Here is a 22180-nt window from a genome sequence, read left to right on the forward strand (position 1 = left end):
TGGCACACACCAGGAGCACCCCGCATGAGCAACACCACACCGCTTGTCTTCATCGATGGCGACCAGGGCACCACCGGCCTGCAGATCCATGAGCGCCTGCAGGGCCGCACCGACCTCCGCTTGCTGACCCTGCCCGAGCAGGACCGCAAGGACCCGGCGCGCCGCGCCGAGGCCATCAACGCCTGCGACATTGCCGTGCTGTGCCTGCCCGACGGGCCCGCGCGCGAAGCGGCCGCTTCCGTCACCAACCCGGCTGTGCGCGTGATCGACGCGAGCTCGGCCCACCGCACCGATGCCGGCTGGGTCTACGGCTTTCCCGAGATGGATGCCGGCCAGGCCGAACGCATCGCCAGTGCAACACGCGTGACCAACCCCGGCTGCTACCCCACGGGTGCCATCGCGCTGCTTCGGCCGCTGGTGCAGGCCGGCCTGGTGCCTGCCGACCACCCCCTGGCGATCCACGCCGTGTCGGGCTACTCCGGCGGTGGGCGGGCGCGCGTGCAGGAGCACGAGGCCCCGGGCGCGCAGGCGCCGGCTTTCCAGGTCTATGGCCTGCGCCTGGCGCACAAGCACACGCCAGAAATCGAACGGTATGCGGGCCTGTCGGCGCGGCCCTTCTTTCTGCCGGCCTATGGCGCCTTCCGCCAGGGTATCGTGCTGACCATCCCCCTGCATCTGCGCAGCTTGCCCGCAGGCACTACCGCCGAGAAGATCCACCACGCCCTGGCGCAGCACTATGCCGGCCAGCGCCATGTGGAGGTGACAGGGCTGGCCGAGGCCGAATCCACCGAGCACCTGGACCCCGAGGCGCTGAACGGCAGCAACCAGCTGCGCCTGTCCATGTTTGCCAACCCGCAGCACGGGCAGGTGCTGCTTGCTGCCGTGTTCGACAACCTGGGCAAGGGAGCCTCGGGCGCGGCCGTGCAGAACCTGGACCTGATGCTGGAACGCATGGCCCAGGGTTGACTACTGTTCAGCGGCGCTAATCAATCCCTCAGAAATCATTGATTGTGTGGCGCCCGATAGCCGGGCAGACTCGCGCGTCTCATCCACTACCAGAGGCAACATCCATGAAGGTCTGCATCATCGGCGCGGGCGCCATCGGCGGATTCATCGGCACCCGGCTGGCAGCGGCCGGCGATGCCCAGGTGAGTGCCGTGGCGCGCGGCGCCACGCTGGCCGCGCTCAAGGACCACGGCTGGCGCCTGCAGACCGCAGACGGGCTGGTGCAGGCGCCAGCGCACGCCACGGACCGGCCGACCGACCTGGGCGTGCAGGACCTGGTGGTCATCGCCGTCAAGGGCCCGGCGCTGGCCAGCGTGGCACAGGGCATTGCGCCGCTGCTGGGGCCCGAGACCCTGGTGCTGCCTGCCATGAACGGCGTGCCCTGGTGGTTCTGCCAGGGCGTGGCGGGCTGGGGCGACGAGCCGCTGGCCAGCGTGGACCCGGGCGGGCGCATTGCCAGCGCAATCCCCCTGCACCATGTGGTGGGCTGCGTCGTGCACGCCGCCACCTCCACACCCGAGCCCGGGCTGGTGCAGCACAAGATGGGCCGGGGCCTGGTCATCGGCGAGCCCGCAGGCGGGCGCAGCGAGCGCGTGCAGCGCCTGGCCGACCTGCTGAACCACGCAGGCTTCGAGGCCACGCACTCGGCCGACGTGCGCTACGACATCTGGTACAAGCTGTGGGGCAACATGACCATGAACCCGGTCTCGGCCATCACCGGTGCCACGGTAGACCGCCTGCTCGACGACGACCTGGTGAGCGGCTTCTGCACGGCTGCCATGGAGGAGGCCGGCCGCATCGGCGCACGCATCGGCTGCCCGATTGCGCAAAGCCCCGAAGAGCGCCATGCCCTAACGCGCAAGCTCGGCGCCTTCAAGACCTCGATGCTGCAGGACGTGGAGGCAGGCCGTGCGCTGGAGATCGACGCCATCGTCGCGGCGGTGCAGGAGATCGGCCAGCGGGTGGCCGAACCCTCGCCGAATATCGATGCCCTGCTGGGCCTGGTGCGCCTCTTCGGCCGGGTGCGCGGCCTCTATCCTGCGGCCTGAGCCTCGTCATGGGCCACCTGGTGCAGGTGTTCCACCAGCATGCGCGCGGCCGGTGAGAGCCGCTTTTCATCGTTGAAGCAGATGGCGAAGCGCCGCTGGGCCCAGTCGTCCGTGAGCGGCAGCACGCGGATGCCCAGGCTGGCGGCCACCGGTTCGGCCACCTCGCGCGGCACCACGGCAATGCCCAGGCCGGCACGCACGCAGCGCATCGAGGCATCGAAGGTGCTGACCACCGCCCGGTAGTTGATGGGCCGCCCGATGATGGCCGCGGCCCGCGCCAGCATGGTGTGCACCGCCGTCGATGCGGGCAGGCCCACCTGGTCGAAGCCCAGCGTGTCCTCGAACGCGCAGCGCCTGCGCCGGGCCAGCGGGTGCGACAGCGGGGTGACGATGGCCAGGTGGTCGCGCCGGTAGCTGCGCGTCTGCAGGCCGGCCAGGTCCGCCGCATCCCAGCACACGCCCACGGGCACCACCCCTTCGCGCAGGCCGCGCACCAGTTCGCTGCTGACCGCTTCCTCGATGTCGATGCGGATGTCGCGGTGCGCGGGCACCTGCAGGAAAGAGGCAATGTCGTCGGGCAAAAACTCCGCGATCGACGACACCGTGGCCAGGATGCGCACCTGCCCCGTGATGCCGTTGCCGTAAGCCGCCATGTCGCGCCCCACGCGGTCGGCGGCTGCCAGCATGGCCCGGGCATGCTCCAGCAGGATCTCGCCGGCCCCCGTGGGCACCACGCCGCGGCGGCGCCGCTCGATCAGCGTATTGCCCACGGTCTGCTCCAGCAGCGCCAGGCGCTTGCTGATGGCCGAGGGCACGATGTGGTGCAGCTGGGCAGCGCGGGCGATGTTGCGCGCCTCGCAGACGGCCACGAAAAGCCGCAGGGTGGTCAGATCCAGATCGCGCATGGGATGGGTTGCTCCTGCCGTTCCCAACGGGAACGCTATTGCTTCCAGAATACCGCTTTATCAATGCATCGGGAATGCCTACAGTTCCATCCGAGAGCCCACATTGCAGTGCGCCCCACCCTGGAGACACCCATGCCCCCCACGAGCGAGCGCCTGCCGCGCACTGCCGTCATCCGCGAAGTCGGCCTGCGCGATGGCTTGCAGAGCATTGCCACCATCCTGCCCACCGAGCACAAGCGCGCATGGATACGCGCTGCCCACGCAGCCGGCCAGCGCGAGATCGAGGTGGGCTCGTTCGTGCCCGCCCGGCTGCTGCCGCAGCTGGCCGACACGGCCGAGCTGCTGGCCTTCGCCAAGACCCTGCCGGGGCTGTTCGCCTCGGTGCTGGTGCCCAACCTGCGCGGTGCCGAAAGCGCCATCGCGGGCGGTGCCGACCTGATGATCGTGCCGCTGTCGGCCAGCCATGCCCACAGCCTGGCCAACCTGCGCAAGACGCCCGACGAGGTGGTGGCCGAGGTGGCGCGCATCCGCGCCGCGCGCGACGCCGCCGGCTCGCGCACGCTGATCGAAGGCGGCGTGGGCACGGCCTTCGGCTGCACGCTGCAAGGCCATGTCGCCAAGAGCGAGGTGCTGCGCCTGATGCAGGCCCTGCTCGACGCCGGTGCGGACCGCGTGAGCCTGGCCGACACCGTGGGCTATGCCGACCCGGCCATGGTGCGCGACCTGTTCGAAGACGCCGTGCGCCTGGCGGGCGACCGATTCTGGTGCGGGCACTTCCACGACACGCGCGGCCTGGGCCTGGCCAATGTGGCCGCAGCGCTGGATGTGGGCGTGGCCCGCTTCGACGCCTGCCTGGCCGGCATCGGCGGATGCCCGCACGCGCCTGGTGCCAGCGGCAACGTTGCTACCGAAGACCTGGCCTACATGCTCGGCAGCATGGGCATTGCCACCGGCATCGATATTGCCGCGCTGTTGGCGCTGCGCCGCCGGGTGGCGCAATGGCTGGCCGGCGAGACGCTGCACGGCACCCTGTGGCGCGCGGGCTTGCCCAAGACCTTTCCCCACCAGGCGGCCATTGCCGCCTGAATTGCACCGCCCCAAGGAACCCGCCATGAGCCCCACCCCAGAACCGCGCCTGCCCCTCACGGGCATCCGCGTCCTCGAATTCACCCACATGGTCATGGGCCCCACCTGCGGCATGGTGCTGGCCGACCTGGGCGCCGAGGTCATCAAGGTCGAGCCGCCCGGTGGCGACAAGACGCGCGAGCTGCCGGGCCTGGGGATCGGCTTTTTCCGCTCGTTCAACCGCAACAAGAAGAGTGTGGTGATCGACATCGGCACCGAAGACGGCCGTGCCACTGCAGCCGAGCTGGCGGGCGAGTGCGACGTGGTGCTGGAGAATTTCCGCCCCGGGCTGATGGCCGGCTTCGGGCTGGACTACGAGACGCTGTCCCAGCGCTTTCCGCGCCTGATCTACGTGACGCACAAGGGCTTCATGCCCGGCCCCTACGAAAACCGGCTGGCGCTGGACGAGGTGGTGCAGATGATGGGCGGGCTGTCGTACATGACCGGCCCCGTGGGCCGGCCGCTGCGCGCGGGTACCTCGGTCAACGACATCATGGGCGGCATGTTCGGCGCCATCGGCGTGCTGGCCGCGCTGCGCGAGCGTGAGTTCACCGGCCGGGGCCAGGAGATCCAGAGCGCACTGTTCGAGAACTGCGTGTTCCTGTCGTCCCAGCACATGCAGCAGTTCGCCATGACCGGCGAGGCGCCGCCGCCCATGCCCTCGCGCGTGTCGGCCTGGAGCGTGTACGACGTGTTCACGCTGGCCGATGGCGAGCAGCTCTTCATCGGCGCTGTCAGCGACAAGCAGTTCCTCACGCTGTGCCGCGTGATCGAGGCGCCCGAACTCGCGGCCGACCCAGCCCTGGCCACCAACACCCTGCGCGTGGGCGTGCGCCCGGCCCTGCTGGAGAAGCTCGGCGCCATCCTGCAGCACCACCGCGTGCAGGACCTCGCACCCCGGCTGGAGGCGGCCGGCATACCCTATGCACCCATCGTGCGGCCCGACCAGTTGATGGACGACCCGCACCTCAAGGCCAGCGGCGGCCTGGTGCCCATGCAGACCGACGACGGCGGCACCACCGACGTGGTGCTGCTGCCCCTGCGCATGGACGGGCGCCGCCCTGGCGTGCGCCGCCCGCTGCCCAAGGTGGGCGAGCACACCGAGGAAATCCTCGCCGGCCTGCCCAGCCGCGTGCCGGCCTGACCCCCTTTTTCGCAAACCGACAAGAACCAAAGGAGACAAGCACCATGCAAGCCACCGCCATTTCCTTCCAGCCCCACCGCCGCGCCGCCCTCTGGCTGGCCGGCCTGGCCCTGTGCGGCGCCGCCGCCACCACCGTGCGCGCCAACGACAAGCCCATCCGCATGGTGCTGCCCGTGGGCGCCGGCTCTGGGGTGGACACCATCATGCGCGCGGCCGCCCCGCAGTTGATCAAGGCGCTGGGCGGCCAGAGCGTGGTGATCGAGAACCTGCCCGGCGCAGGCGGCATCACCGGCGCCTCGGTCATCGTGCGTGCGCCGGCCGACGGGCTCACGCTGGGCGTGGTGTCGAACAACCATGTGGTCAACCCCAGCGTGTTCAAGAAGATGCCGTTCGATGCCATCGGCGACATCACGCCGATCACGGTGGTGGGTGCCACGCCCTTCGTGCTGGTGGTCAACCCCAAGATTCCGGCGAAGAACGCCAAGGAGCTGCAGGCCCTGCTCAAGGCCAAGCCCGATGGCTACAACTACGCCTCCTCGGGCAACGGCACCATCATCCACCTGGCGGGCGCCATGTTCATGGAGGCAGCGGGCGTAGACGTGCGCCACATCCCCTACAAGGGCGTGGGCCCCATGGTCACGGACATGGTGAGCGGCCAGGTCGAGATCGGCGTGGTGGCGCTGCCCGCCGTGCAGGGCCAGCTCAAGAGCGGCGCCCTGCGCGCCATCGGCATCATGGGCACGCAGCGCGTGGCCTCGTTGCCCGACCTGCCGACCATTGCCGAGCAGGGCTTCCCGGACGTGGACGTGGCCGGCTGGTTCGCCGTGGTCGGCCCGGCCAAGCTGCCGCCTGCCGAGGTCAAGCGCCTGCATGCCGCCGTGGTGGCGGCCTTCGCCATGCCGGAAACCAAAGAAGCCATGGCCAAGCAGGAGAACATCATCAACCCCATGACACCCGAAGCCTCGCTGCAGTTCTTCAAGACCGAGCAGGAGCGCTATGCCCGGCTGGTGAAAAAGGCGGGCGTGACGGTCGAGTGAGTTCGCCGAGCGCCGGGCATTGACCCGCCCGCCAGGGCCGGTATGCCGGGCACGCAGGAAACCTGCGCGCGACCCGCTCCACAATGGCCTGCGAGGCGCCTCCATCGGGGATGGCGCAGCCCCACCTTGCCCACCCTGCACGCCACACACCATGAGCACCCCCTACCAGTCCGGCTTTGGAAATGAATTCGCCACCGAGGCGCTTGCAGGCGCCCTGCCCGTGGGCCGCAACTCGCCCCAGCGCTGCCCCTACGGCCTGTATGCCGAGCAGTTGAGCGGCACTGCCTTCACGGCGCTGCGTGCGGACAACCGCCGCTCCTGGCTCTACCGCATCCGCCCGTCGGCCATGCACACGCCGTTCGAGCGCATCGATGACGGCCGCATCGTGAGCGCGTTCGATGCAGTGCCCACGCCCCCCAACCAGCTGCGCTGGAGCCCGCTGCCCATGCCCACGGAGCCCACCGACTTCGTGCAGGGCATCGTCACCATGGCCGGCAACGGCGACCCGCACGCCCAGAACGGCGCGGCCATGCACCTGTACGCGGCCAACCGGTCGATGCAGCGGCGTGTGTTCTACAACGCCGATGGCGAAATGCTCATCGTGCCGCAGCAAGGCCGCCAGCGCTTCGTGACGGAGCTGGGCGTGATCGACGCCGAGCCGCAGGAGATCGTGGTGATACCGCGCGGCGTGCGCTTTCGCGTGGAACTGCCGGACGGCGATGCGCGCGGCTACATCTGCGAGAACTATGGCGCCAACTTTCGCCTGCCCGACCTGGGCCCCATCGGATCCAACGGCCTGGCCAACCCGCGCGACTTCCTCACGCCGCATGCGGCCTACGAGGACATCGACGCGCCGCACGAACTGGTGGCCAAGTTCATGGGCCACCTGTGGTCGGCGAAGATGGAGCATTCGCCCATCGACGTGGTGGCCTGGCATGGCAACTACGCGCCGTACAAGTACGACCTCCGGCGCTTCAACGCCATCGGATCGATCAGCTACGACCACCCGGACCCGTCGATCTTCCTGGTGCTGCACAGCGCCTCGGACACGCCTGGCGTGAGCAACATCGACTTCGTGGTCTTCCCGCCGCGCACGCTGGTGATGCAGGACACCTTCCGTCCGCCCTGGTTCCACCGCAACATCGCCAGCGAGTTCATGGGCCTGGTGCACGGCGTCTACGACGCCAAGGCCGAGGGCTTTCTGCCCGGCGGCGCCAGCCTGCACAACAGCATGACGGGCCACGGGCCGGATGCGGAGACCTTCGAGAAGGCCAGCAACGCCGATCTTTCGGTGCCGCACGCCATCAAGGACACCATGGCCTTCATGTTCGAGACCCGCTGCGTGCAACGCCCGACCGCGCAGGCGCTGCAGTCGGCGCAGCTGCAGGACGACTACTACCGCTGCTGGCAGGGCCTGCGCAAGCATTTCGATGCCAGCAAGCCCTGACGCCGCCAACACCCTGGACAGCGGCACGCTGCAGGCCTGGTCCACGCGGGTGCTTATGGGCTTCGGGGTGGCCGAGGAGCCTGCCGCCCTCACCGCCGGTCTGCTGCTGCGCACCAGCCTGCGCGGCATCGATACCCATGGCATTGCGCGCCTGCCGGGCTATGTGGACAAGCTCGCAAGCGGCGAGGTGAATGCCCGCGCCGTGCCCCGCATCGATGCCGATGCCACCAGTTGGCTGCGCTGCGATGGCGACGGCGGCCTGGGCCAGGTGGTGGCCAGCTTCGCGCTGGAGCAGGCCATGGCCCTGGCGCGCCACCAGCCCCTGTGGTGGCCTGCCACATCTGGGCCACAGGCCACCTGGCAGCGCTGGCGGTGTATGTGGCGGCTGCGGCGGAGCAGGGGTTCTTCGCCTTTCTGTGCCAGCGCACGCCGCCGGTCATGGCCCTGCCGGGCGCCAGCGGCCCGGTGATCGGCAACAACCCCCTGGCCTTTGCCCTGCCGCTGGCGGGCTGCGCGCCCCTGGTGTTCGACATGGCCAACAGTGTGGTGGCGCGCGGCAACGTGGCCCAGGCCGTGCGCGAGGGCCAGGACACTATCCCGCCCGAATGGGCGCTCGGCCCCGACGGGCAGCCCACCACCGATCCGGTGCTGGCGCTGCAAGGCGCCATGCAGCCCATTGCCGGCCACAAGGGCCTGGGGCTGGCGATGCTGGTCGAGTGCCTGGCAGCGAGCATGGGCGGCATCGTATCGGCGCCGGACACTGCCGTCGGCACGGCCGGATCCGCCGCCAACGCCAGCGCCTTTGCGCTGGTGATCAACCCCGCGCTGACCACCGGGCGCGAGGCCTTCGATGCCAGCGTGTCCGCCTGGATGCAGACCTGCCTGCAGGCCGGCGGCCCCGGCGCCCGCTACCCGGGCCAGCGCCAGGCGGAATGCGAACAGCAGCGCCGCCGCCACGGGGTGCCATTGCCCGCCGGCCTGCTGGCCGAGTTGCGCGCGCTGGGTGAGCGCACAGGCTGCGCGTTTCCCGCCGGATGATTACCCCTGCAGGCGGGCCTGCTGGCGGAATTGGCGCGGCGTGAGCCCGGCCTCCTGCCGGAAGCGGCGGCTGAAATACGCTTCGTCGTGGAAGCCGCTCTGGTGCGCGATCTCGCGGATCAGCGTATCGGAGCCGGCCAGCAGCTCGCGCGCATGTTCCAGGCGCCGCTCGGTGAGCAGCTCGGTGAAGGTGCGCCCGGTCTGCTTCTTGAGCAGGTGCGCCAGGTAGTTGGGTGACAGCGCCACGGCCGTGGCCGTGTCGGTGAGCGCAATGTCCTCGTGCGAATGCGCGCGCAGGTGGCGCAGCGCGCGCTGCAGGGCGTCGTGCTGCACGCCGCCTTGGCGGTGGTGGCGCGCGGCCTGCGCATGCAGCTCGCTGGAAAAGCGCGCGCAGGCCAGGCCCAGCAACTGCAGCAGGATGCCGCGGATGCTGGCCGCCGAGCCCAGCGTACGCGGCTGGTTGTACGCCACCAGGGCATCGAGCCAATGGCGAATCTGCGCGAAATCCTCGGGCCCGAAGGCGAAGTCCAGGGACTCCTGGAACAGGAAGGGTGCCAGCTCCGGGTGCTGCGCCATGCCCACGTCCTCCAGGTCCAGGGCGGGCACGTCGAGCTCGGGCCAGAGGAAGCGCTGGTCGAAGTTGATGATGGCGTAGCGCGCGCCTGCAGGGTGAGGCACCACGTGCATGCGGTAGGGCAGCACAAAGCTCAGCGTGCCCGCGCCAAAGGGCCGCGTGGCCGTGCCCACCACCTGCCGATCGCCCCCTTCGAGGCTCACCTGGATCTGGAAATACTCGTGCCGGTGCGGGCGGCTGAGCACGTCGCGCGCCCCCTGGAAGCGGATGTCGAAATCCAGGTGCTCAGCGCGCTCCTGCATGCCGTACAGGCGGGCATGGGCGTTCGGTCGGGACGGGGCGGGCATGCGCAAATGGTATCCGCTCGCGCAGTGGTGGCCCTGTCCGGTTTGGGCGTAGATGCGTACAAGTTGCCTGTGATGGCTGCTCCAACAATCGCTATCGACCACAACAAGAGCGGCTAACAAAACTCAGCGAAGCGGTTCTGGCTAGGCGCTGCGTCGCAGGCAGTACGAGCAGTACGACAAGACGCAGCAACGACGCCAGAAGAGTTTTGTTAGCCGCGCCAACAGGAGACAAAGCACTATGGACCAACCTCGACGCAACATCTTGACCCACTCCGCCCTCCTCGCCACCGGCGCCGTCGCCGGCTGCGCCCTGCCCGCAGGCGCCAGCAAAACGGCCCCCACCCCCTTCGACCTGCCGCAGACCACGATCCCCATTGTGGGCAGCGACCAAGTGTTCCCCGTGCGCCGCGTCTACTGCATCGGCCGCAATTACGCGGCACACGCGCGTGAGATGGGCTCAGACCCCACGCGCGAACCGCCCTTCTTCTTCCAGAAGCCGGCCGACGCGATCCAGTTCGTGAAGCCCGGCGTGGTGGCCGACCATGCCTACCCCACGCTGACCAAGAACTACCACTACGAAGTGGAACTGGTCGTGGCCCTGGCCAAGGGCGGCCGCGACATCCCAGTGGAAAGCGCGCTCGACCACGTGTTCGGCTACTCGCTGGGCCTGGACATGACGCGCCGCGACCTGCAGCGTGAAATGGGCGACCAGAAGAAGCCCTGGGAGATCGGCAAGGCCTTCGACCAGTCCGCCCCGGTGGGCCCTCTGTACCCGGTGAGCCAGGTGGGCCACATCAAGGACGGCGACATCTGGCTCAAGGTCAACGGCACCGTCAAGCAGAGTGCCACGCTGCAGCACATGATCTGGTCGGTGGCCGAGCAGATCAGCCGCCTGTCGCGCGCCTTCGAGCTCAGGCCCGGCGACATCATCTACTCGGGCACGCCCGAGAACGTGGGCCCGGTGGTCAGGGGCGACGAGATCGAGATCCATATCGACCGCTTCCCGAACCTGAAGCTGCGCATCGTCTGAGCCCTCCCCGGGAGGGGCTATGCTGGCGCGGTGAAGACCCTGACCTTCTACCGCATTGCCCTGGGCCTCCCCCTGGCCGTGCCCTTGCTGACCTTCCCGCTGGACCGCAGCGCGCTGGGCGGCGTGCTGCTCATGTCCGTGGTGTTCGGCGGCGGGCAGTACCTGCTGTTCGCGCTGGCCCTTGGGGCATGGCTGGGCCGGCTGCAGGCACCCGCAGCCATCGAGCGCGCGCTCTGGCGTACGCCCCTGCTGTTCCTGCCGGTGCAGGCCATTGGCTGGCTGTTGTTCTTCGCCGTGCAGGGCGAGCCAGGTGCCATCTACGGTGCCCTGTGGATGCTGCTGCCTTTGGCCATCTGGTGCCTGGTGCTGGGCTATGCCTATGTGGGCCTGGCCCGGCTGGCATGCGGTGTTTTGCGGCGGCTGGGGCGGGTGCGCGACCCGGCCACCAACCCTGAAGCCCTGGCCGACGGCGGCTAACCCACGTCATGCGCCGTGTTGGAGTGCGACAGCCCGTAGAGGCCCCTCAACGCACCGGCCTGCGCGCCGGCGGCCACCAGCGCAGCATCCGACAGTTCGGTGCCTGCCACCACGTCCAGCGCCGAGCGGTCGTACCCGCAGGCGATGAAGACCCAGTCGGCTGCCGGATCGGGCCCGCCACGGATCTTCTGCTCGGTGGTGGTGGCGATCGTGGGGGTCTGGTTCTGCAGCAGGTGGCCCGCCGTGGTACCAGGGCGCGATGACAGTGAACCCGCCAGTGCGCCCAGGTGGGCACGCAGTCGTTGCGCGGCGCCATCGGCTGGAGAGAAGCGCACCGTGAGCGCATGCCGGGACAGCGCCCCTCCCCGGCTTTCCAGCACGCGGCACTGGCTGCGCACCATGTGGCGGTGGTGCGGCATCATCTGCGTGGACCAGGGTGAGGGCGCGTTCAGACGGGCCAGGTAGGCATCGGAGACCAGGGTCTCGTAGGCCGCCAGTTCGTACAGCACGAAGAAGCCTTCGCCACCGTCCACCGCGGACCAGCGCGCGCCGCGGTGAAAGCCTGGAATGCCCATTCGCTCCGGAAAATGCTCGTGCGTATGCCAGTCCTCGAACTCGGCGCGGTGGGCGGGCGCGATGTCCCACCACATTGCAAGGGCAGCCTTTCCCAACAAGGCCATGGCCGCCCCTCACTTGCTGCCGCCGCGCAGGCGCGCGAGCTCGGCGTTGACCTGGGTCATCAGCGGCTCGCCGACTTCCTTGGCGAACTTGTCGACCACGGGCTGCACCTTCTGGCGCAGGCGCGCGAGCTCGGCCGGCGCCACGTCGTTGACCTGCATGGTCTTGCGCAGGTTGGTGATGGATTCGGCCTCCTTGGCCTGGGCGATGCGGCGCTCTTCCTGTTTCGCCTCGTTGGCCGCATCGGTGATGAGCTTGCGCTCGGCCTCGGACATGCCGTCCCAGGTCTTCTTGCTCATGAGCACCGGCATGCCGGTGTAGACGTGGCGCGTGAGCGAAAGGTATTTCTGCACCTCGGCGAACTTGGCCGACTCGATCACGCCCACCGGGTTGTCCTGGCCGTCGATGGCCTTGGACTCCAGCGCGCCGTAGACCTCGCCGAAGGTCATGGGCACGGGGTTGGCACCCAGGGTGTTGAACATGTCCAGGTAGATCGGCGAGGCGATCACCCGCAGCTTGAGGCCCTGCAGGTCCTCATGCCGGGCGATGGGGCGCTTGCTGTTGGTCATGTTGCGAAAGCCCAGGTCCCAGATGCCCAGGCCGACAATGCCGTGCGCCGCCAGGCCCGCCTGCAGCCTCGTTCCCACCGGGCCGTCGGCCAGGCCATAGGCCTCCTGCGGGCTGTCGAACAGGAAGGGGAAGTCGAACACCATGAACTGCTTGTCGATGCCTGCCAGCAGACCCGTGGCCATGGACGCGAAATCGAGCGTGCCGCCGCGCACGGCCGACAGGTTCTGCGTGTCGCTGCCGAGCACGGCATTGGCGAACAGCGTCACCTTGATCTTGCCGCCGCTCTTTTGCCCGACCAGGTCGGCGAACTTCTGCGCGCCCTGCCCGAGGGGATGGTCCTTGGCCAGGCTGAAGGCGAACTTGAGGTTGCGCTCCTTGATTTCCTGGGCCAGCACCGAGGGAATGGCCGAAGCGAAGGCAACGGCACCGATGGCCGCCAGTGCCGCGCGGCGCAAGGTGGATGTGGTCATGCTTGTCTCTTCCTTTCTTTCTTGGGAGGTGATCGCTGCGGCACGCCTTCAGCGGTGCGTGCTTCGCGGTGCGACGGCGCATGTTATTCGCATTTTCTGAACACCATTCAACATTTACAACTCATTCAAATTCTGAAAGGCTGCGTATGATCGCGACTATCCACCCGAAGGAGTCCCCATGAGCGGAGCGCTCGAGAAATCCCTGGCCATCCTGGAGTACCTGGTAGCGCACCCCGATGGCGTGGCGCTGGCGCGCATCTCCACCGACCTCAACATGCTGCGCAGCGGCTGCCACCGCACGCTGCACGAGTTGATCGGCTATGGCTACGTGCGCCAGATGCCGCACAAGGGCGACTACGCGCTCACCACCAAGATGGCATCGATGGGGCTGAGCTTCCTGAGCCGCTCGGGCGTGGTGGACATCGCCCAGCCGGTGATCGACCGGCTCGCGCGCACCACCGAGGAACTGGTGCGCCTGGCCATCGTCGACGGCGAGCGGCTGACCCTGGTGGCCAAGGCCCAGGGCGCCAAGTCCGGCCTGCTGTACGACCCGGACATGGGCATCGACCTGCGCCTGTCATGCAGCGCCGCGGGCCATGCCTGGCTCATGACCCTGCCCGAAGACGAGGCCGCCGCACGCGTCTCCAGGCAGGGCCTGGGCAGCCCGCGCCAGTTCGGCCCCAACGCGCCCACCTCGCTCAAGGCACTGCAGACCGCCCTGCGCACGCATGCCAAGCGCGGCTACAGCCTGATCCAGGACGGCTATGCGCCCGGCATGAGTTCCATGGCGGCCCCTGTGCGCCGCAAGGGCGAACCCACCACAGGCGTGGTGGTCATCGCTGGCCCCTCGGCCCGGCTCACGGCCAAGAGCATGGCCCGCTTCGGCCCCGAGCTCATGGCGGCGGCGGACGAGCTGGCCATGGCGGGCCAGGCATCGCCGCTTCTCAGGTCCGCCAACGTGGGCACCTGGGGCAACCGTATTGACCACACCCCCTGAGTCGCTTCGCGCCTTCCCCCTCTGTCTCCTCGCTACGCGAGTCGGGAGGGGGACGCCCCCAGCGCGGCGGGGCGGCCCTTGCGCGGGGGCACTGGCTTCGGCCGCGCCGGTTTCATGGGATGCGGGCGGCTCTTGGCGTTGCGAGTAACGGAGCTCAGGCAGGCGCCTGCCCCGCAAAATCCGAGTGCAGATCGAAGACCAGCGTGCGCAGCCACTGGCTGGCGGGGTCCTTGTGGTACTTGGCGTGCCAGAAGAGGTTGATGGCGATGCGCGGCAGCTTGACCGGGTGCGGACGCGCCACCAGACCGAAGGGCTCCACCATGCGCCCAGCCAGCCGCTCGGGCACGGTGGCGATCAGGTCGGTGGACTGCAGGATGTGGCCGATGGCCACGAAGTGCGGAACCTTGAGCTTCACGCGCCGCTCGGGTGAGTGCCTGTCCAGGATTTCGTCGACCTGGCCATGGCCGGTGCCGGCCGAGACCACGGCCACATGTTCGGCCGCGAAGAAGTCCGCTGCGCGCAACTGCCTGCGCTGCGCGAGCCGGTGGCCCTGGCGCAGCAGCACCACATAGTCCTGCGCGAACAGCCGGCGCTGGAAGAAACCCGCCTTGAGCTGCGGCAGCAGGCCGATGGCCAGGTCCACCTGGCCGGCCTCCATCGCGTCCTTGAGGTTCACGGCCGTGTTGCGCACGGTGCTGATGGCCACACCCGGTGCCAGCTCGCCGATGCGCTGCATGAGCTGCGGCAGGAAGTAGATCTCCCCGATGTCGGTCATGCCCACCGTAAAGCTGCGCCTGCTGCCGGCAGGGTCGAAGGCATTGCGCGCATTCACCGCGCCGTGGATCATGCCCAGCGCATAGCCCACCGACTCGGCCAGTTGCTCGGCGAACGGCGTGGGCTGCATGCCGCTGGCGGTGCGCAGGAACAGGGGGTCGTCGAACTGCCGGCGCAGGCGCGCCAGGGCATTGCTCACGGCCGGCTGGCCCAGGCCCAGGTTCTCGGCCACCTTGGAGACCTTGCGCTCGGTGAGCAACTGGTTGAAGACCACCAGCAAATTGAGATCGATGTCCTTGAGCTCCATGGCCTGCCCCGATAAATATTGATTTCAATGATATTCAACATTGATCCCATCGCGTTGACTGATTTTCAGGTGGGCCGGATCATCGCCGCCATGACTCCCCCAGGGAGCGCTGCGAGCCCGAAGAAAGACAAAGAGACAACGCACGATGGAAATCCATGTCCGCTCACTGCGGCGCACCCTGCACGTCGCTGCCGGTGTGAACCTGCTCGATGCCCTGCGCGCCAACGACGTGCCTGTGTCGTACAGCTGCATGGCCGGGCGCTGCGGCACCTGCCGCTGCAAGGTGGTGGCGGGCGACGTACTCGAATCGGGCCCCGAGGCCCAACGCCCCCTGGGCGCTGCCACCGATGGCGATGCCGGCTATGTGCTGGCCTGCCAGACCTTCGTGACCGAGCCCTGCACGGTGGAGATCGCCGAGCCCGACGAGGTGGTGGTGCATACCGCGCGCACCCTCAAGGCCACGGTGGTCGCCATCGAGGATGCGACCCATGACATCAGGCGCCTGCGCCTGCAGCCGGCCAAGCCGCTCGACTTTTCGCCTGGGCAGTATGCGCAGCTGCAGTTCACGCCCTCGCACGCGCGCCCTTATTCGATGGCAGGCGTGGCCGGTGATGGCGAGCTGGAGTTCCATGTGCGGCTGGTGCCCGAGGGGCGCGTGACGGGATACATCGCCCAGGAGCTGAAGGTGGGCGATGCGGTGCGCGTGAGCGGACCGCTGGGCTCGGCCTACCTGCGGCGCCAGCACGACGGCCCGATGCTCTGCGTGGCCGGTGGCACGGGCCTCGCGCCCATCCTGTCCATCGTGCGCGGCGCGCTCGCGGCCGGCATGTGCAACCCGATGCACCTGTACTTCGGCGTGCGCTCAGAGCGCGACGTCTATGGTCTGGAATGGTTGGCCGCGCTGCAATGCGAGCACCCCGCCCTCAGCGTGCACACGGTGCTGGCCTCGGGCCGGGCGGCGGGTTGCCGCACGGGCCTGGTCACCGATGCCATTGCGCAGGACTGGCCGAGCCTGGCCGGGTTTCGCGCCTACCTTTGCGGCGCACCGCCGATGGTGGAGGCCACCTCGCTGCTGGTGCGCCGCATGGGCGTGCTGCCCGAGCACGTGTATGCCGATGCCTTTTACGCGAGTGGCACTTGACCGCACAAGGAAGCCCCATGGAACAGCCCCGCAACCATTCCGAAGAGACCCAGGCCGCGCGCAGGGCCTACTACGAGCGCATCGGCAGCGACAGCATGACCCCGCTGTGGGAGGTGCTGGGCGCGCTGGTGCCACCCCGGCCACGCTCGCCCGCCGTGCCGCACCGCTGGTCCTACGCGGCGGTGCGCGACCAGGTGATGGAGGCGGGCCGGCTGATCAGCGCAGAGGAAGCCGAGCGCCGCGTGCTCATCCTCGAGAACCCCGGCCTGCGCGGGCAGTCGTGCATCACGCAGTCGCTGTATGCGGGGCTGCAGCTCATCCTGCCGGGCGAGGTGGCGCCCGCGCACCGCCACACGCAGTCCGCCCTGCGACTGGTGCTCGATGGCGAGGGGGCCTACACATCGGTGAACGGCGAGCGCGTGACCATGCGCCGGGGCGACTTCATCATCACTCCGGCCTGGACCTGGCACGACCATGGCAACCTGGGCAGCGAGCCCGTGGTCTGGCTCGATGGTCTCGACATTCCGTTGGTGCGCTTTCTGGACGCCGGTTTTGCCGAAAAGTCCCTGGAGCGGTCGCAGGGCGTGGAGCGACCGGAGGGCGACGCCCTAGCGCGCTACGGCGCCAACATGCTGCCCGTGGACGAGCCACCACCGCAGCCAGGCGATCCCACCCGCTTGTTCGTCTACCCCTACGCGCAAACGCGGGCCGCGCTGCTCGCCCTGTCCCAGGGCGCGCCCGATCCGCACCTGGGCTTCAAGCAGCGCTTCGTGAACCCGGCCACCGGGGCGTCGCCCATGCCCACCCTGGGCACCTTCGCCCAGCGCCTGCCAGCCGGCTTTTCCACCCGCCCGCACCGCTGCACTGACGGCACGGTGTATGTCTGCCTGGAGGGCGGCGGCGAGGCGGAGATCGAAGGCCAGACCTGTGCCTTCGAGGAACGCGACGTGTTCGTCGTGCCGTCCTGGCACACGCTGGCCCTGCGCGCCCGGGCCGACACCATCCTCTTTTCGTACTCGGACCGCCCGATGCAGAAGGCCCTGGGCCTGTGGCGCGAGGAGCGGCTGTGATGCCGCGGCACCGCCCACCACAAGAAACAAGGAGACAGCCATGAGCAGCGAACCCCACACCATCTTCCCGGCGCAGGCCCGGTGGGAGGGCCCGGGCACGAGCCGCGTGCCCTTCAAGGTCTACACCGACGAAGCGCTGCACCGCAAGGAGCTCGAACGCTTTTTCTACCAGAAGCACTGGTGCTATGTGGGCCTGGAGGCCGAGATCCCGAACGCGGGCGACTTCAAACGCACGGCGATCGGCGAGCGCTCGGTGGTCATGGTGCGCGATGCCGAGGGCGCCATCAACGTGATCGAGAACGTCTGCGCGCACCGCGGCATGCAGTTCTGCCGCGAGCGCTCGGGCAACCGCAAGGAGCTGGTCTGCCCCTACCACCAGTGGAACTACACCCTGAAGGGCGACCTGCAGGGCGTGCCGTTTCGCCGCGGCGTGAAGCAGGATGGCAAGGTCCACGGCGGCATGCCGGCGGACTTCGACCCGGCCGAGCACAGCCTCAACAAGCTGAAGGTCGCCACGCGCGGCGGCGTGGTGTTCGCCTCGTTCGACCATGGGGTGGAACCGCTGGAAGACTTCCTCGGGCCCGAGATTCTGGCCTACTTCGACCGGCTGTTCGATGGCCGCAAACTCACCATCCTGGGTTACAACCGCCAGCGCATCCCGGGCAACTGGAAGCTGATGCAGGAGAACATCAAGGACCCCTATCACCCGGGCCTGCTGCACACCTGGTTCGTGACCTTCGGGCTCTGGCGCGCAGACAACAAGAGCGAGCTCAAGATGGACGCGCGCCACCGCCACGCGGCCATGGTGTCCACACGCGGCCAGGCGGGCAAGGCCGGCCAGGTCACGCAGGTGTCGAGCTTCAAGGAGAGCATGCAGCTCGAAGACCCGCGCTTTCTGGACATCGTGCCCGAGCCCTGGTGGGGCGGGCCCACGGCAGTGATGATGACCTTGTTCCCGAGCGTGATCCTGCAGCAGCAGGTCAACAGCGTTTCCACGCGCCACATCCAGCCGGCGGGCCATGGCGCCTTCGACTTCGTCTGGACGCACTTCGGCTTCGCGGACGATACCGAGGAGATGACCCAGCGCCGGCTGCGCCAGGCCAACCTGTTCGGCCCCGCGGGTTTCGTCTCGGCCGACGATGGCGAGGTGATCGAGTTTTCGCAGCAGGGCTTCGAGCAAAAGCCCTTTCACCGCGCGCTGGCCGAACTGGGCGGGCGCGAGGTGGGCAACACCGACCACATGGTGACCGAGACGCTGATCCGTGGCATGTACCAATACTGGCGCGAAGTGATGGAAGACGATGCCGCGCCGCCAGAAGGGGAGGGATGAAATGGACTTCGCGACCTACTACGCCCTGACCCAGCTTTACGCCGACTACGCCAGCGCCGTCGATTCAGGCGACTGGGACCTGTGGCCCGACTTCTTCACCGACGACTGCAGCTACCGCCTGCAGCCGCGCGAAAACCACGAACGCGGGTTTCCGCTGGCCACGCTGTCGTTCGAGAGCAAGGGCATGCTGCGGGACAGGGTCTACGGCATCAAGGAAACGCTGTTCCACGACCCCTACTACCAGCGCCACATCATCGGCGCGCCGGTGGTGCGCCAGCTCGACGGCGAGCGCATCCACTGCGAGGCCAACTACGCCGTGCTGCGCACCAAGCTGTCGCAGATGTCAACGGTGTTCAACGCGGGCCGCTACATCGACGAGGTGGTGCGCACGCCCGATGGCCTCAAGTTCGCGAAGAAGCTCGTCGTCTACGACAGCGAAATGATCCCCAACTCGATCATCTACCCCATCTAGGAACCATGCCATGAGCGAAACCACCACCCTGCAATGGACCGATGCGGCCGCGCTCGACGACGTACCGCAGGACGACGTGATCGGCCTGGCCGTGGCAGGCCGCGACATCGCGCTCTATGGCGTGGAGGGCGCGGTCTACGCCACCGACAACCTGTGCACCCACGGCCACGCCCGGCTGTGCGACGGCTTTCTGGAGGGGCACGAGATCGAGTGCCCGCTGCACCAGGGCAGGTTCGACGTGCGCAACGGCGCGCCCACCTGCCAGCCCGTGACCGATGCAGTGCGCAGCTACCCGGTGCGCATCGATGGCGGGCGGGTCTATATCGCACTGGGCTAGCACCTATCATTGCGCCATGGACCGCATTCTCTACACCTACTTTCGCAGCTCGGCCGCCTACCGGGTGCGCATCGCGCTCAACCTCAAGGGCCTCGAAGCCAGCCACATCCCCGTGCACCTGGTGCGCGATGGCGGCGAGCACCTGAAACCCGAGTACAAGGCCATCAACCCCCAGGGCCTGGTCCCCGTGTTCGGCGAAGACGGCATGCGCGTGAGCCAGTCACTGGCCATCCTCGAATACCTGGAAGAAAAATACCCCACCACGCCGCTGCTGCCCAGCGCCCTGGCCGACCGCGCCTACGTGCGGCAGCTGGCGCTGGTGATCGCCTGCGAGATCCACCCGCTCAACAACCTGCGCGTACTCAAGTACCTGAGCAGCACGCTGGGCGTGGCCGATGCGGCCAAGAGCGACTGGATCAAGCACTGGATCGCCCAGGGCTTCGAGGCGCTGGAGGCCGAGATCCAGGCCGCAGGCCACAGCGGTGGCTTCTGCTTTGGCGAAGCGCCCACCCTGGCCGACTGCTGCCTGGTGCCGCAGGTCTTCAACGCGCGGCGCTTTGAGGTGGACCTGTCGGCCTACCCGGCGCTGGTGGCCATCGACGAGCGCTGCGCTGCGCTGCCGGCCTTCCAGCAGGCGCACCCCTCGGCCCAGGCCGACGCCCAGTAAGAATTCTCTCAGCGCGGGTTGGCCTCCAGCCAGGCCCGCAGCCGCCGCACGCCTTCGACCAGGCGCGCCGGGTCCTTGGACGCAAAGCACCAGCGCAACCAGCCCTGGGCTTCGGCGCCAAAGGCATTGCCCGGTGCCAGGCCCAGGCCGGCCTCGGTCACCAGGCGCTTGGCCAGGGTGAGTGAGTCGTTGAAGCCTTCGATCTGGAAGAAGGCGTACATGCCGCCACGCGCCGCCGTCACTTTCACGCCGGGCACCTGGGACAGCAAGGGCACCAGCGTGTCGCGGCAGACCTTCAGGTGCGCCACCACCCGCGGCGTGATCTCCTCGCTGTGCTCCAGCGCCGCCAGAGCCGCGCGCTGCGTGAACACGCTGGCGCACGAGGTGTTGAACTCGATGACCTTGGCAATACCGTCCACCAGCGCGGGCGGCAGCACCAGCCAGCCCAGGCGCCAGCCGGTCATGAGGAAGCTCTTGGAAAAGCTGTGCGCCACCACCAGCCGGTCATCGGTGCCGGCAATGTCCAGAAAGCTCGGTGCGCAGCGGTTCTCGGTGGGCTCGTAGTAGAGGCGCTCGTAGACCTCGTCGGCCAAAATCCAGGTGCCCGTGCTGCGGCAATGGTCCAGGATGCGCTGCTGCTCTGCGCGCGTGAGCGTCCAGCCCGTGGGGTTGTTGGGCGCGTTGACGATGAGCAGGCGGGTGTCCACGGTCACGGCGCGGCACAGGGCCTCGATGTCGAGGGTCCATTGCCCGTCCGCCGCCGTGAGCGGCAAGGTGCGCACGCGCGCACCCAATATCACCGGCTGCGCCACCAGGTTGGGCCACACGGGCGTGACCACCACCACCTCGTCGCCCGCATCCACCAGGGTCTGCACGGCCAGCATCAGCGCGCTGACCCCGCCGGACGTGATGGCGATGCGGCCTGCATCCACCGCCGGATGCAGGGCGCTGGTGTAGCGGGCCACGGCCTCGCGCAGCGCGGGCAGGCCCAGGTTGTGGCTGTAGAAGGTCTCGCCGCGCTGCAGCGATTCGATGGCGGCGTTGCGCACCACCTCGGGGGTCACCTCGTCGCTCTCGCCGAACCAGAAGGCCAGCACGTCGTCGCGCCCCAGGCCGGCGTTGGCGACCTCGCGGATCATGGAGGGTTCGAGGGTCTGGATGGTCTCGCGCATGGTCGGAAAACGGCGGTGGCCCGCAGCAAATCGGTGAAGGGACTGCAAGCGTAGCGCTTTTTCCAGGGCCCTTCAGGGCGATTGATCGCCGCCCTGCACAGCCCACCAGCGCTCCCCCATCTGCTGCTGCAGCCACTCGATGAAGCTGACCACCTTGGCAGGCACCATGCGCGGCGAGGGGTAGACGGCATGGATCTCCTGCGGCGGCAGCGTCCAGCCGGGCAGCACCGGCACGACGGCGCCGCCCTCGAGCGATCCATGCGCCACGTAGGTCGGCAGCGCCGCAATGCCCATGCCGCCGCGCGCGGCGGCCAGCAGGGCCGAGAGGTTGTTGGAGCGCAGCGGCCCGGCCACCGGCACCGTGAGCGCCGCGCCCGAGCCGTTGCCCAGGTGCCAGCGCGCATCGCCCTGTGCGGTGCTGTAGATGAGCGCGTCGTGCCGTGCCAGATCGGCCGGCTCGGCGGGCGTGCCGCGCTGCGCCAGGTACCCGGGCGAGGCCACCAGCACCCAGGGGTTGAGCCCCAGGTAGCGCGCGCCCAGTGTCGAATCGGCCAGGCGCCCCATGCGAATGGCGACGTCGATGCCCTGCTCGACCAGGTTCACATAGCGGTCCTCGAAGACCAGCTCGATCTGCAGGCGCGGGTTCTCGCGCATGAAGCGCATCACCAGCGGCACCAGCACGCGCCGCCCGAAGGCCACCGAGGTGCTGATGCGCAGCCCGCCCTGCACCTGCGACTGCAGCAGCGCGGCCACGGTCTCGGCTTCTTCGACATGGTGGGTGATGAGCTTGCACTTGGCGTAGTACAGGCGGCCGATCTCGGTGGGCGACACGCCGCGCGTGCTGCGGTGCAGCAGGCGCGAACCGAGCTGCTTTTCGAGCTGGGCCACGAGCTTGGTGGCCGAGGGCTGGCCCACGCCCATCTCGGCGGCGGCCTTGCTGAACGAGCCCAGGTCCACCACACGCACGAACAGTTTGACTCCGAGAAGGCGATCCATGGAAACGATTATCGGCAGCGC

At 68.6% G+C, this 22180-nt stretch carries 24 protein-coding genes; 17 read left to right on the forward strand and 7 right to left on the reverse strand.

Features of this window, described 5'->3' with window-relative positions:
• Window positions 1–24 precede the first annotated feature (24 nt).
• Both argC and ACSQ3Y_RS29760 read left to right on the forward strand, forming a co-directional pair.
• A complete protein-coding gene (gene argC, locus ACSQ3Y_RS29755; RefSeq protein WP_057201661.1) occupies window positions 25–966 on the forward strand; it encodes an N-acetyl-gamma-glutamyl-phosphate reductase in 942 nt (313 codons plus the stop codon).
• Between the two features lie 104 nt (window positions 967–1070).
• Window positions 1071–2054, forward strand: a complete 984-nt coding sequence (locus tag ACSQ3Y_RS29760) for a 2-dehydropantoate 2-reductase (RefSeq protein WP_436179775.1) — start codon at window positions 1071–1073, stop codon at window positions 2052–2054.
• Here ACSQ3Y_RS29760 and ACSQ3Y_RS29765 read toward each other — a convergent pair.
• On the reverse strand, window positions 2039–2959 hold the full coding sequence (locus tag ACSQ3Y_RS29765; RefSeq protein WP_436179776.1) for a LysR family transcriptional regulator: 921 nt from the start codon (window positions 2957–2959) through the stop codon (window positions 2039–2041). The two genes, ACSQ3Y_RS29760 and ACSQ3Y_RS29765, sit on opposite strands and share 16 nt — an antisense overlap.
• 132 nt (window positions 2960–3091) lie before the next feature.
• Here ACSQ3Y_RS29765 and ACSQ3Y_RS29770 point away from each other — a divergent pair, with 132 nt between their 5' ends.
• From ACSQ3Y_RS29770 to ACSQ3Y_RS29795, 6 genes are all read left to right on the forward strand, one after another.
• Window positions 3092–4045 carry a hydroxymethylglutaryl-CoA lyase gene (locus ACSQ3Y_RS29770; protein WP_436179777.1) on the forward strand — a complete coding sequence of 318 codons (954 nt, stop codon included), beginning with the start codon at window positions 3092–3094 and terminating at the stop codon, window positions 4043–4045.
• Between the two features lie 25 nt (window positions 4046–4070).
• The gene (locus ACSQ3Y_RS29775; protein ID WP_057201657.1) at window positions 4071–5228 is read left to right on the forward strand and encodes a CaiB/BaiF CoA transferase family protein; all 1158 of its coding nucleotides are present in this window, start codon (window positions 4071–4073) and stop codon (window positions 5226–5228) included.
• Window positions 5229–5272: 44 nt separating this feature from the next.
• Window positions 5273–6265 (forward strand): tripartite tricarboxylate transporter substrate binding protein, encoded by a 993-nt coding sequence (locus ACSQ3Y_RS29780; protein WP_057201656.1) that lies wholly within the window; start codon window positions 5273–5275, stop codon window positions 6263–6265.
• 151 nt (window positions 6266–6416) lie between these two features.
• On the forward strand, window positions 6417–7712 hold the full coding sequence (gene hmgA / locus ACSQ3Y_RS29785) for a homogentisate 1,2-dioxygenase (protein ID WP_436179778.1): 1296 nt from the start codon (window positions 6417–6419) through the stop codon (window positions 7710–7712).
• Complete coding sequence (locus tag ACSQ3Y_RS29790; protein WP_436179779.1) at window positions 7696–8181, forward strand: Ldh family oxidoreductase; 486 nt, start codon at window positions 7696–7698, stop codon at window positions 8179–8181. Before hmgA ends, ACSQ3Y_RS29790 begins: the two co-directional genes overlap by 17 nt.
• A complete protein-coding gene (locus ACSQ3Y_RS29795) occupies window positions 8091–8750 on the forward strand; it encodes an Ldh family oxidoreductase (RefSeq protein WP_436180189.1) in 660 nt (219 codons plus the stop codon). The genes ACSQ3Y_RS29790 and ACSQ3Y_RS29795 overlap by 91 nt, the downstream gene beginning before the upstream one ends.
• Here the strand turns inward: ACSQ3Y_RS29795 and ACSQ3Y_RS29800 are convergent, their stop codons facing one another.
• A complete protein-coding gene (locus ACSQ3Y_RS29800) occupies window positions 8751–9671 on the reverse strand; it encodes an AraC family transcriptional regulator (RefSeq protein ID WP_436179780.1) in 921 nt (306 codons plus the stop codon).
• 238 nt (window positions 9672–9909) lie between these two features.
• On the opposite strand from ACSQ3Y_RS29800, the gene ACSQ3Y_RS29805 reads away from it, so the two are divergent.
• Window positions 9910–10701, forward strand: a complete 792-nt coding sequence (locus ACSQ3Y_RS29805; protein WP_436179781.1) for a fumarylacetoacetate hydrolase family protein — start codon at window positions 9910–9912, stop codon at window positions 10699–10701.
• 30 nt (window positions 10702–10731) lie between these two features.
• Window positions 10732–11178 (forward strand): hypothetical protein, encoded by a 447-nt coding sequence (locus tag ACSQ3Y_RS29810; protein ID WP_428003467.1) that lies wholly within the window; start codon window positions 10732–10734, stop codon window positions 11176–11178.
• Here the strand turns inward: ACSQ3Y_RS29810 and ACSQ3Y_RS29815 are convergent.
• Together ACSQ3Y_RS29815 and ACSQ3Y_RS29820 are read right to left on the reverse strand one after the other, a co-directional pair.
• Window positions 11175–11858 (reverse strand): hypothetical protein, encoded by a 684-nt coding sequence (locus ACSQ3Y_RS29815; protein WP_436179782.1) that lies wholly within the window; start codon window positions 11856–11858, stop codon window positions 11175–11177. The two genes, ACSQ3Y_RS29810 and ACSQ3Y_RS29815, sit on opposite strands and share 4 nt — an antisense overlap.
• A gap of 9 nt (window positions 11859–11867) precedes the next feature.
• A complete protein-coding gene (locus tag ACSQ3Y_RS29820; protein ID WP_057201649.1) occupies window positions 11868–12896 on the reverse strand; it encodes a TRAP transporter substrate-binding protein in 1029 nt (342 codons plus the stop codon).
• A gap of 178 nt (window positions 12897–13074) precedes the next feature.
• On the opposite strand from ACSQ3Y_RS29820, the gene ACSQ3Y_RS29825 reads away from it, so the two are divergent.
• On the forward strand, window positions 13075–13893 hold the full coding sequence (locus tag ACSQ3Y_RS29825; protein WP_057201648.1) for an IclR family transcriptional regulator: 819 nt from the start codon (window positions 13075–13077) through the stop codon (window positions 13891–13893).
• A gap of 154 nt (window positions 13894–14047) precedes the next feature.
• Here the strand turns inward: ACSQ3Y_RS29825 and ACSQ3Y_RS29830 are convergent, their stop codons facing one another.
• Complete coding sequence (locus ACSQ3Y_RS29830) at window positions 14048–14974, reverse strand: LysR family transcriptional regulator (RefSeq protein WP_436179783.1); 927 nt, start codon at window positions 14972–14974, stop codon at window positions 14048–14050.
• 145 nt (window positions 14975–15119) lie between these two features.
• Between ACSQ3Y_RS29830 and ACSQ3Y_RS29835 the strand changes: the two genes are divergently transcribed.
• From ACSQ3Y_RS29835 to maiA, 6 genes are read left to right on the forward strand one after another with little or no spacing between them, the layout of a single operon-like run.
• Window positions 15120–16115 (forward strand): 2Fe-2S iron-sulfur cluster-binding protein, encoded by a 996-nt coding sequence (locus ACSQ3Y_RS29835; RefSeq protein WP_436179784.1) that lies wholly within the window; start codon window positions 15120–15122, stop codon window positions 16113–16115.
• Window positions 16116–16132: 17 nt separating this feature from the next.
• Window positions 16133–17185, forward strand: coding sequence for a gentisate 1,2-dioxygenase (gene gtdA / locus ACSQ3Y_RS29840; RefSeq protein WP_436179785.1), 1053 nt, complete (start codon window positions 16133–16135; stop codon window positions 17183–17185).
• 40 nt (window positions 17186–17225) lie between these two features.
• Complete coding sequence (locus ACSQ3Y_RS29845) at window positions 17226–18515, forward strand: aromatic ring-hydroxylating dioxygenase subunit alpha (protein WP_436179786.1); 1290 nt, start codon at window positions 17226–17228, stop codon at window positions 18513–18515.
• A 1-nt stretch (window position 18516) separates the two neighbouring features.
• Window positions 18517–18987, forward strand: coding sequence for an aromatic-ring-hydroxylating dioxygenase subunit beta (locus ACSQ3Y_RS29850; protein WP_436179787.1), 471 nt, complete (start codon window positions 18517–18519; stop codon window positions 18985–18987).
• Between the two features lie 10 nt (window positions 18988–18997).
• The gene (locus ACSQ3Y_RS29855) at window positions 18998–19324 is read left to right on the forward strand and encodes a non-heme iron oxygenase ferredoxin subunit (protein WP_436179788.1); all 327 of its coding nucleotides are present in this window, start codon (window positions 18998–19000) and stop codon (window positions 19322–19324) included.
• Between the two features lie 16 nt (window positions 19325–19340).
• Window positions 19341–19991 carry a maleylacetoacetate isomerase gene (gene maiA / locus ACSQ3Y_RS29860; protein ID WP_436179789.1) on the forward strand — a complete coding sequence of 217 codons (651 nt, stop codon included), beginning with the start codon at window positions 19341–19343 and terminating at the stop codon, window positions 19989–19991.
• Window positions 19992–19999: 8 nt separating this feature from the next.
• On the opposite strand, the gene ACSQ3Y_RS29865 is transcribed toward maiA, so the two are convergent.
• Together ACSQ3Y_RS29865 and ACSQ3Y_RS29870 are read right to left on the reverse strand one after the other, a co-directional pair.
• The gene (locus ACSQ3Y_RS29865) at window positions 20000–21163 is read right to left on the reverse strand and encodes a pyridoxal phosphate-dependent aminotransferase (RefSeq protein WP_436179790.1); all 1164 of its coding nucleotides are present in this window, start codon (window positions 21161–21163) and stop codon (window positions 20000–20002) included.
• A gap of 72 nt (window positions 21164–21235) precedes the next feature.
• Complete coding sequence (locus ACSQ3Y_RS29870) at window positions 21236–22159, reverse strand: LysR substrate-binding domain-containing protein (RefSeq protein ID WP_436179791.1); 924 nt, start codon at window positions 22157–22159, stop codon at window positions 21236–21238.
• Window positions 22160–22180: the final 21 nt, after the last annotated feature.

It is taken from the genome of Acidovorax sp. LjRoot66 (genome assembly GCF_964253305.1).
Lineage (GTDB): Bacteria > Pseudomonadota > Gammaproteobacteria > Burkholderiales > Burkholderiaceae_C > Acidovorax.

Coding starts and splice junctions, on each gene's coding strand:
- ACSQ3Y_RS29815 (WP_436179782.1), bottom strand. CDS start 11,858: ATGGCCTTGTTGGGAAAGGCTGCCCTTGCAATGTGGTGGGACATCGCG.
- ACSQ3Y_RS29850 (WP_436179787.1), top strand. CDS start 18,517: ATGGACTTCGCGACCTACTACGCCCTGACCCAGCTTTACGCCGACTAC.
- ACSQ3Y_RS29865 (WP_436179790.1), bottom strand. CDS start 21,163: ATGCGCGAGACCATCCAGACCCTCGAACCCTCCATGATCCGCGAGGTC.
- ACSQ3Y_RS29870 (WP_436179791.1), bottom strand. CDS start 22,159: ATGGATCGCCTTCTCGGAGTCAAACTGTTCGTGCGTGTGGTGGACCTG.
- ACSQ3Y_RS29835 (WP_436179784.1), top strand. CDS start 15,120: ATGGAAATCCATGTCCGCTCACTGCGGCGCACCCTGCACGTCGCTGCC.
- gtdA (WP_436179785.1), top strand. CDS start 16,133: ATGGAACAGCCCCGCAACCATTCCGAAGAGACCCAGGCCGCGCGCAGG.
- ACSQ3Y_RS29820 (WP_057201649.1), bottom strand. CDS start 12,896: ATGACCACATCCACCTTGCGCCGCGCGGCACTGGCGGCCATCGGTGCC.
- hmgA (WP_436179778.1), top strand. CDS start 6,417: ATGAGCACCCCCTACCAGTCCGGCTTTGGAAATGAATTCGCCACCGAG.
- ACSQ3Y_RS29780 (WP_057201656.1), top strand. CDS start 5,273: ATGCAAGCCACCGCCATTTCCTTCCAGCCCCACCGCCGCGCCGCCCTC.
- ACSQ3Y_RS29760 (WP_436179775.1), top strand. CDS start 1,071: ATGAAGGTCTGCATCATCGGCGCGGGCGCCATCGGCGGATTCATCGGC.
- ACSQ3Y_RS29790 (WP_436179779.1), top strand. CDS start 7,696: ATGCCAGCAAGCCCTGACGCCGCCAACACCCTGGACAGCGGCACGCTG.
- ACSQ3Y_RS29825 (WP_057201648.1), top strand. CDS start 13,075: ATGAGCGGAGCGCTCGAGAAATCCCTGGCCATCCTGGAGTACCTGGTA.
- ACSQ3Y_RS29855 (WP_436179788.1), top strand. CDS start 18,998: ATGAGCGAAACCACCACCCTGCAATGGACCGATGCGGCCGCGCTCGAC.
- ACSQ3Y_RS29800 (WP_436179780.1), bottom strand. CDS start 9,671: ATGCCCGCCCCGTCCCGACCGAACGCCCATGCCCGCCTGTACGGCATG.
- ACSQ3Y_RS29765 (WP_436179776.1), bottom strand. CDS start 2,959: ATGCGCGATCTGGATCTGACCACCCTGCGGCTTTTCGTGGCCGTCTGC.
- ACSQ3Y_RS29770 (WP_436179777.1), top strand. CDS start 3,092: ATGCCCCCCACGAGCGAGCGCCTGCCGCGCACTGCCGTCATCCGCGAA.
- ACSQ3Y_RS29775 (WP_057201657.1), top strand. CDS start 4,071: ATGAGCCCCACCCCAGAACCGCGCCTGCCCCTCACGGGCATCCGCGTC.
- argC (WP_057201661.1), top strand. CDS start 25: ATGAGCAACACCACACCGCTTGTCTTCATCGATGGCGACCAGGGCACC.
- ACSQ3Y_RS29805 (WP_436179781.1), top strand. CDS start 9,910: ATGGACCAACCTCGACGCAACATCTTGACCCACTCCGCCCTCCTCGCC.
- maiA (WP_436179789.1), top strand. CDS start 19,341: ATGGACCGCATTCTCTACACCTACTTTCGCAGCTCGGCCGCCTACCGG.
- ACSQ3Y_RS29845 (WP_436179786.1), top strand. CDS start 17,226: ATGAGCAGCGAACCCCACACCATCTTCCCGGCGCAGGCCCGGTGGGAG.
- ACSQ3Y_RS29830 (WP_436179783.1), bottom strand. CDS start 14,974: ATGGAGCTCAAGGACATCGATCTCAATTTGCTGGTGGTCTTCAACCAG.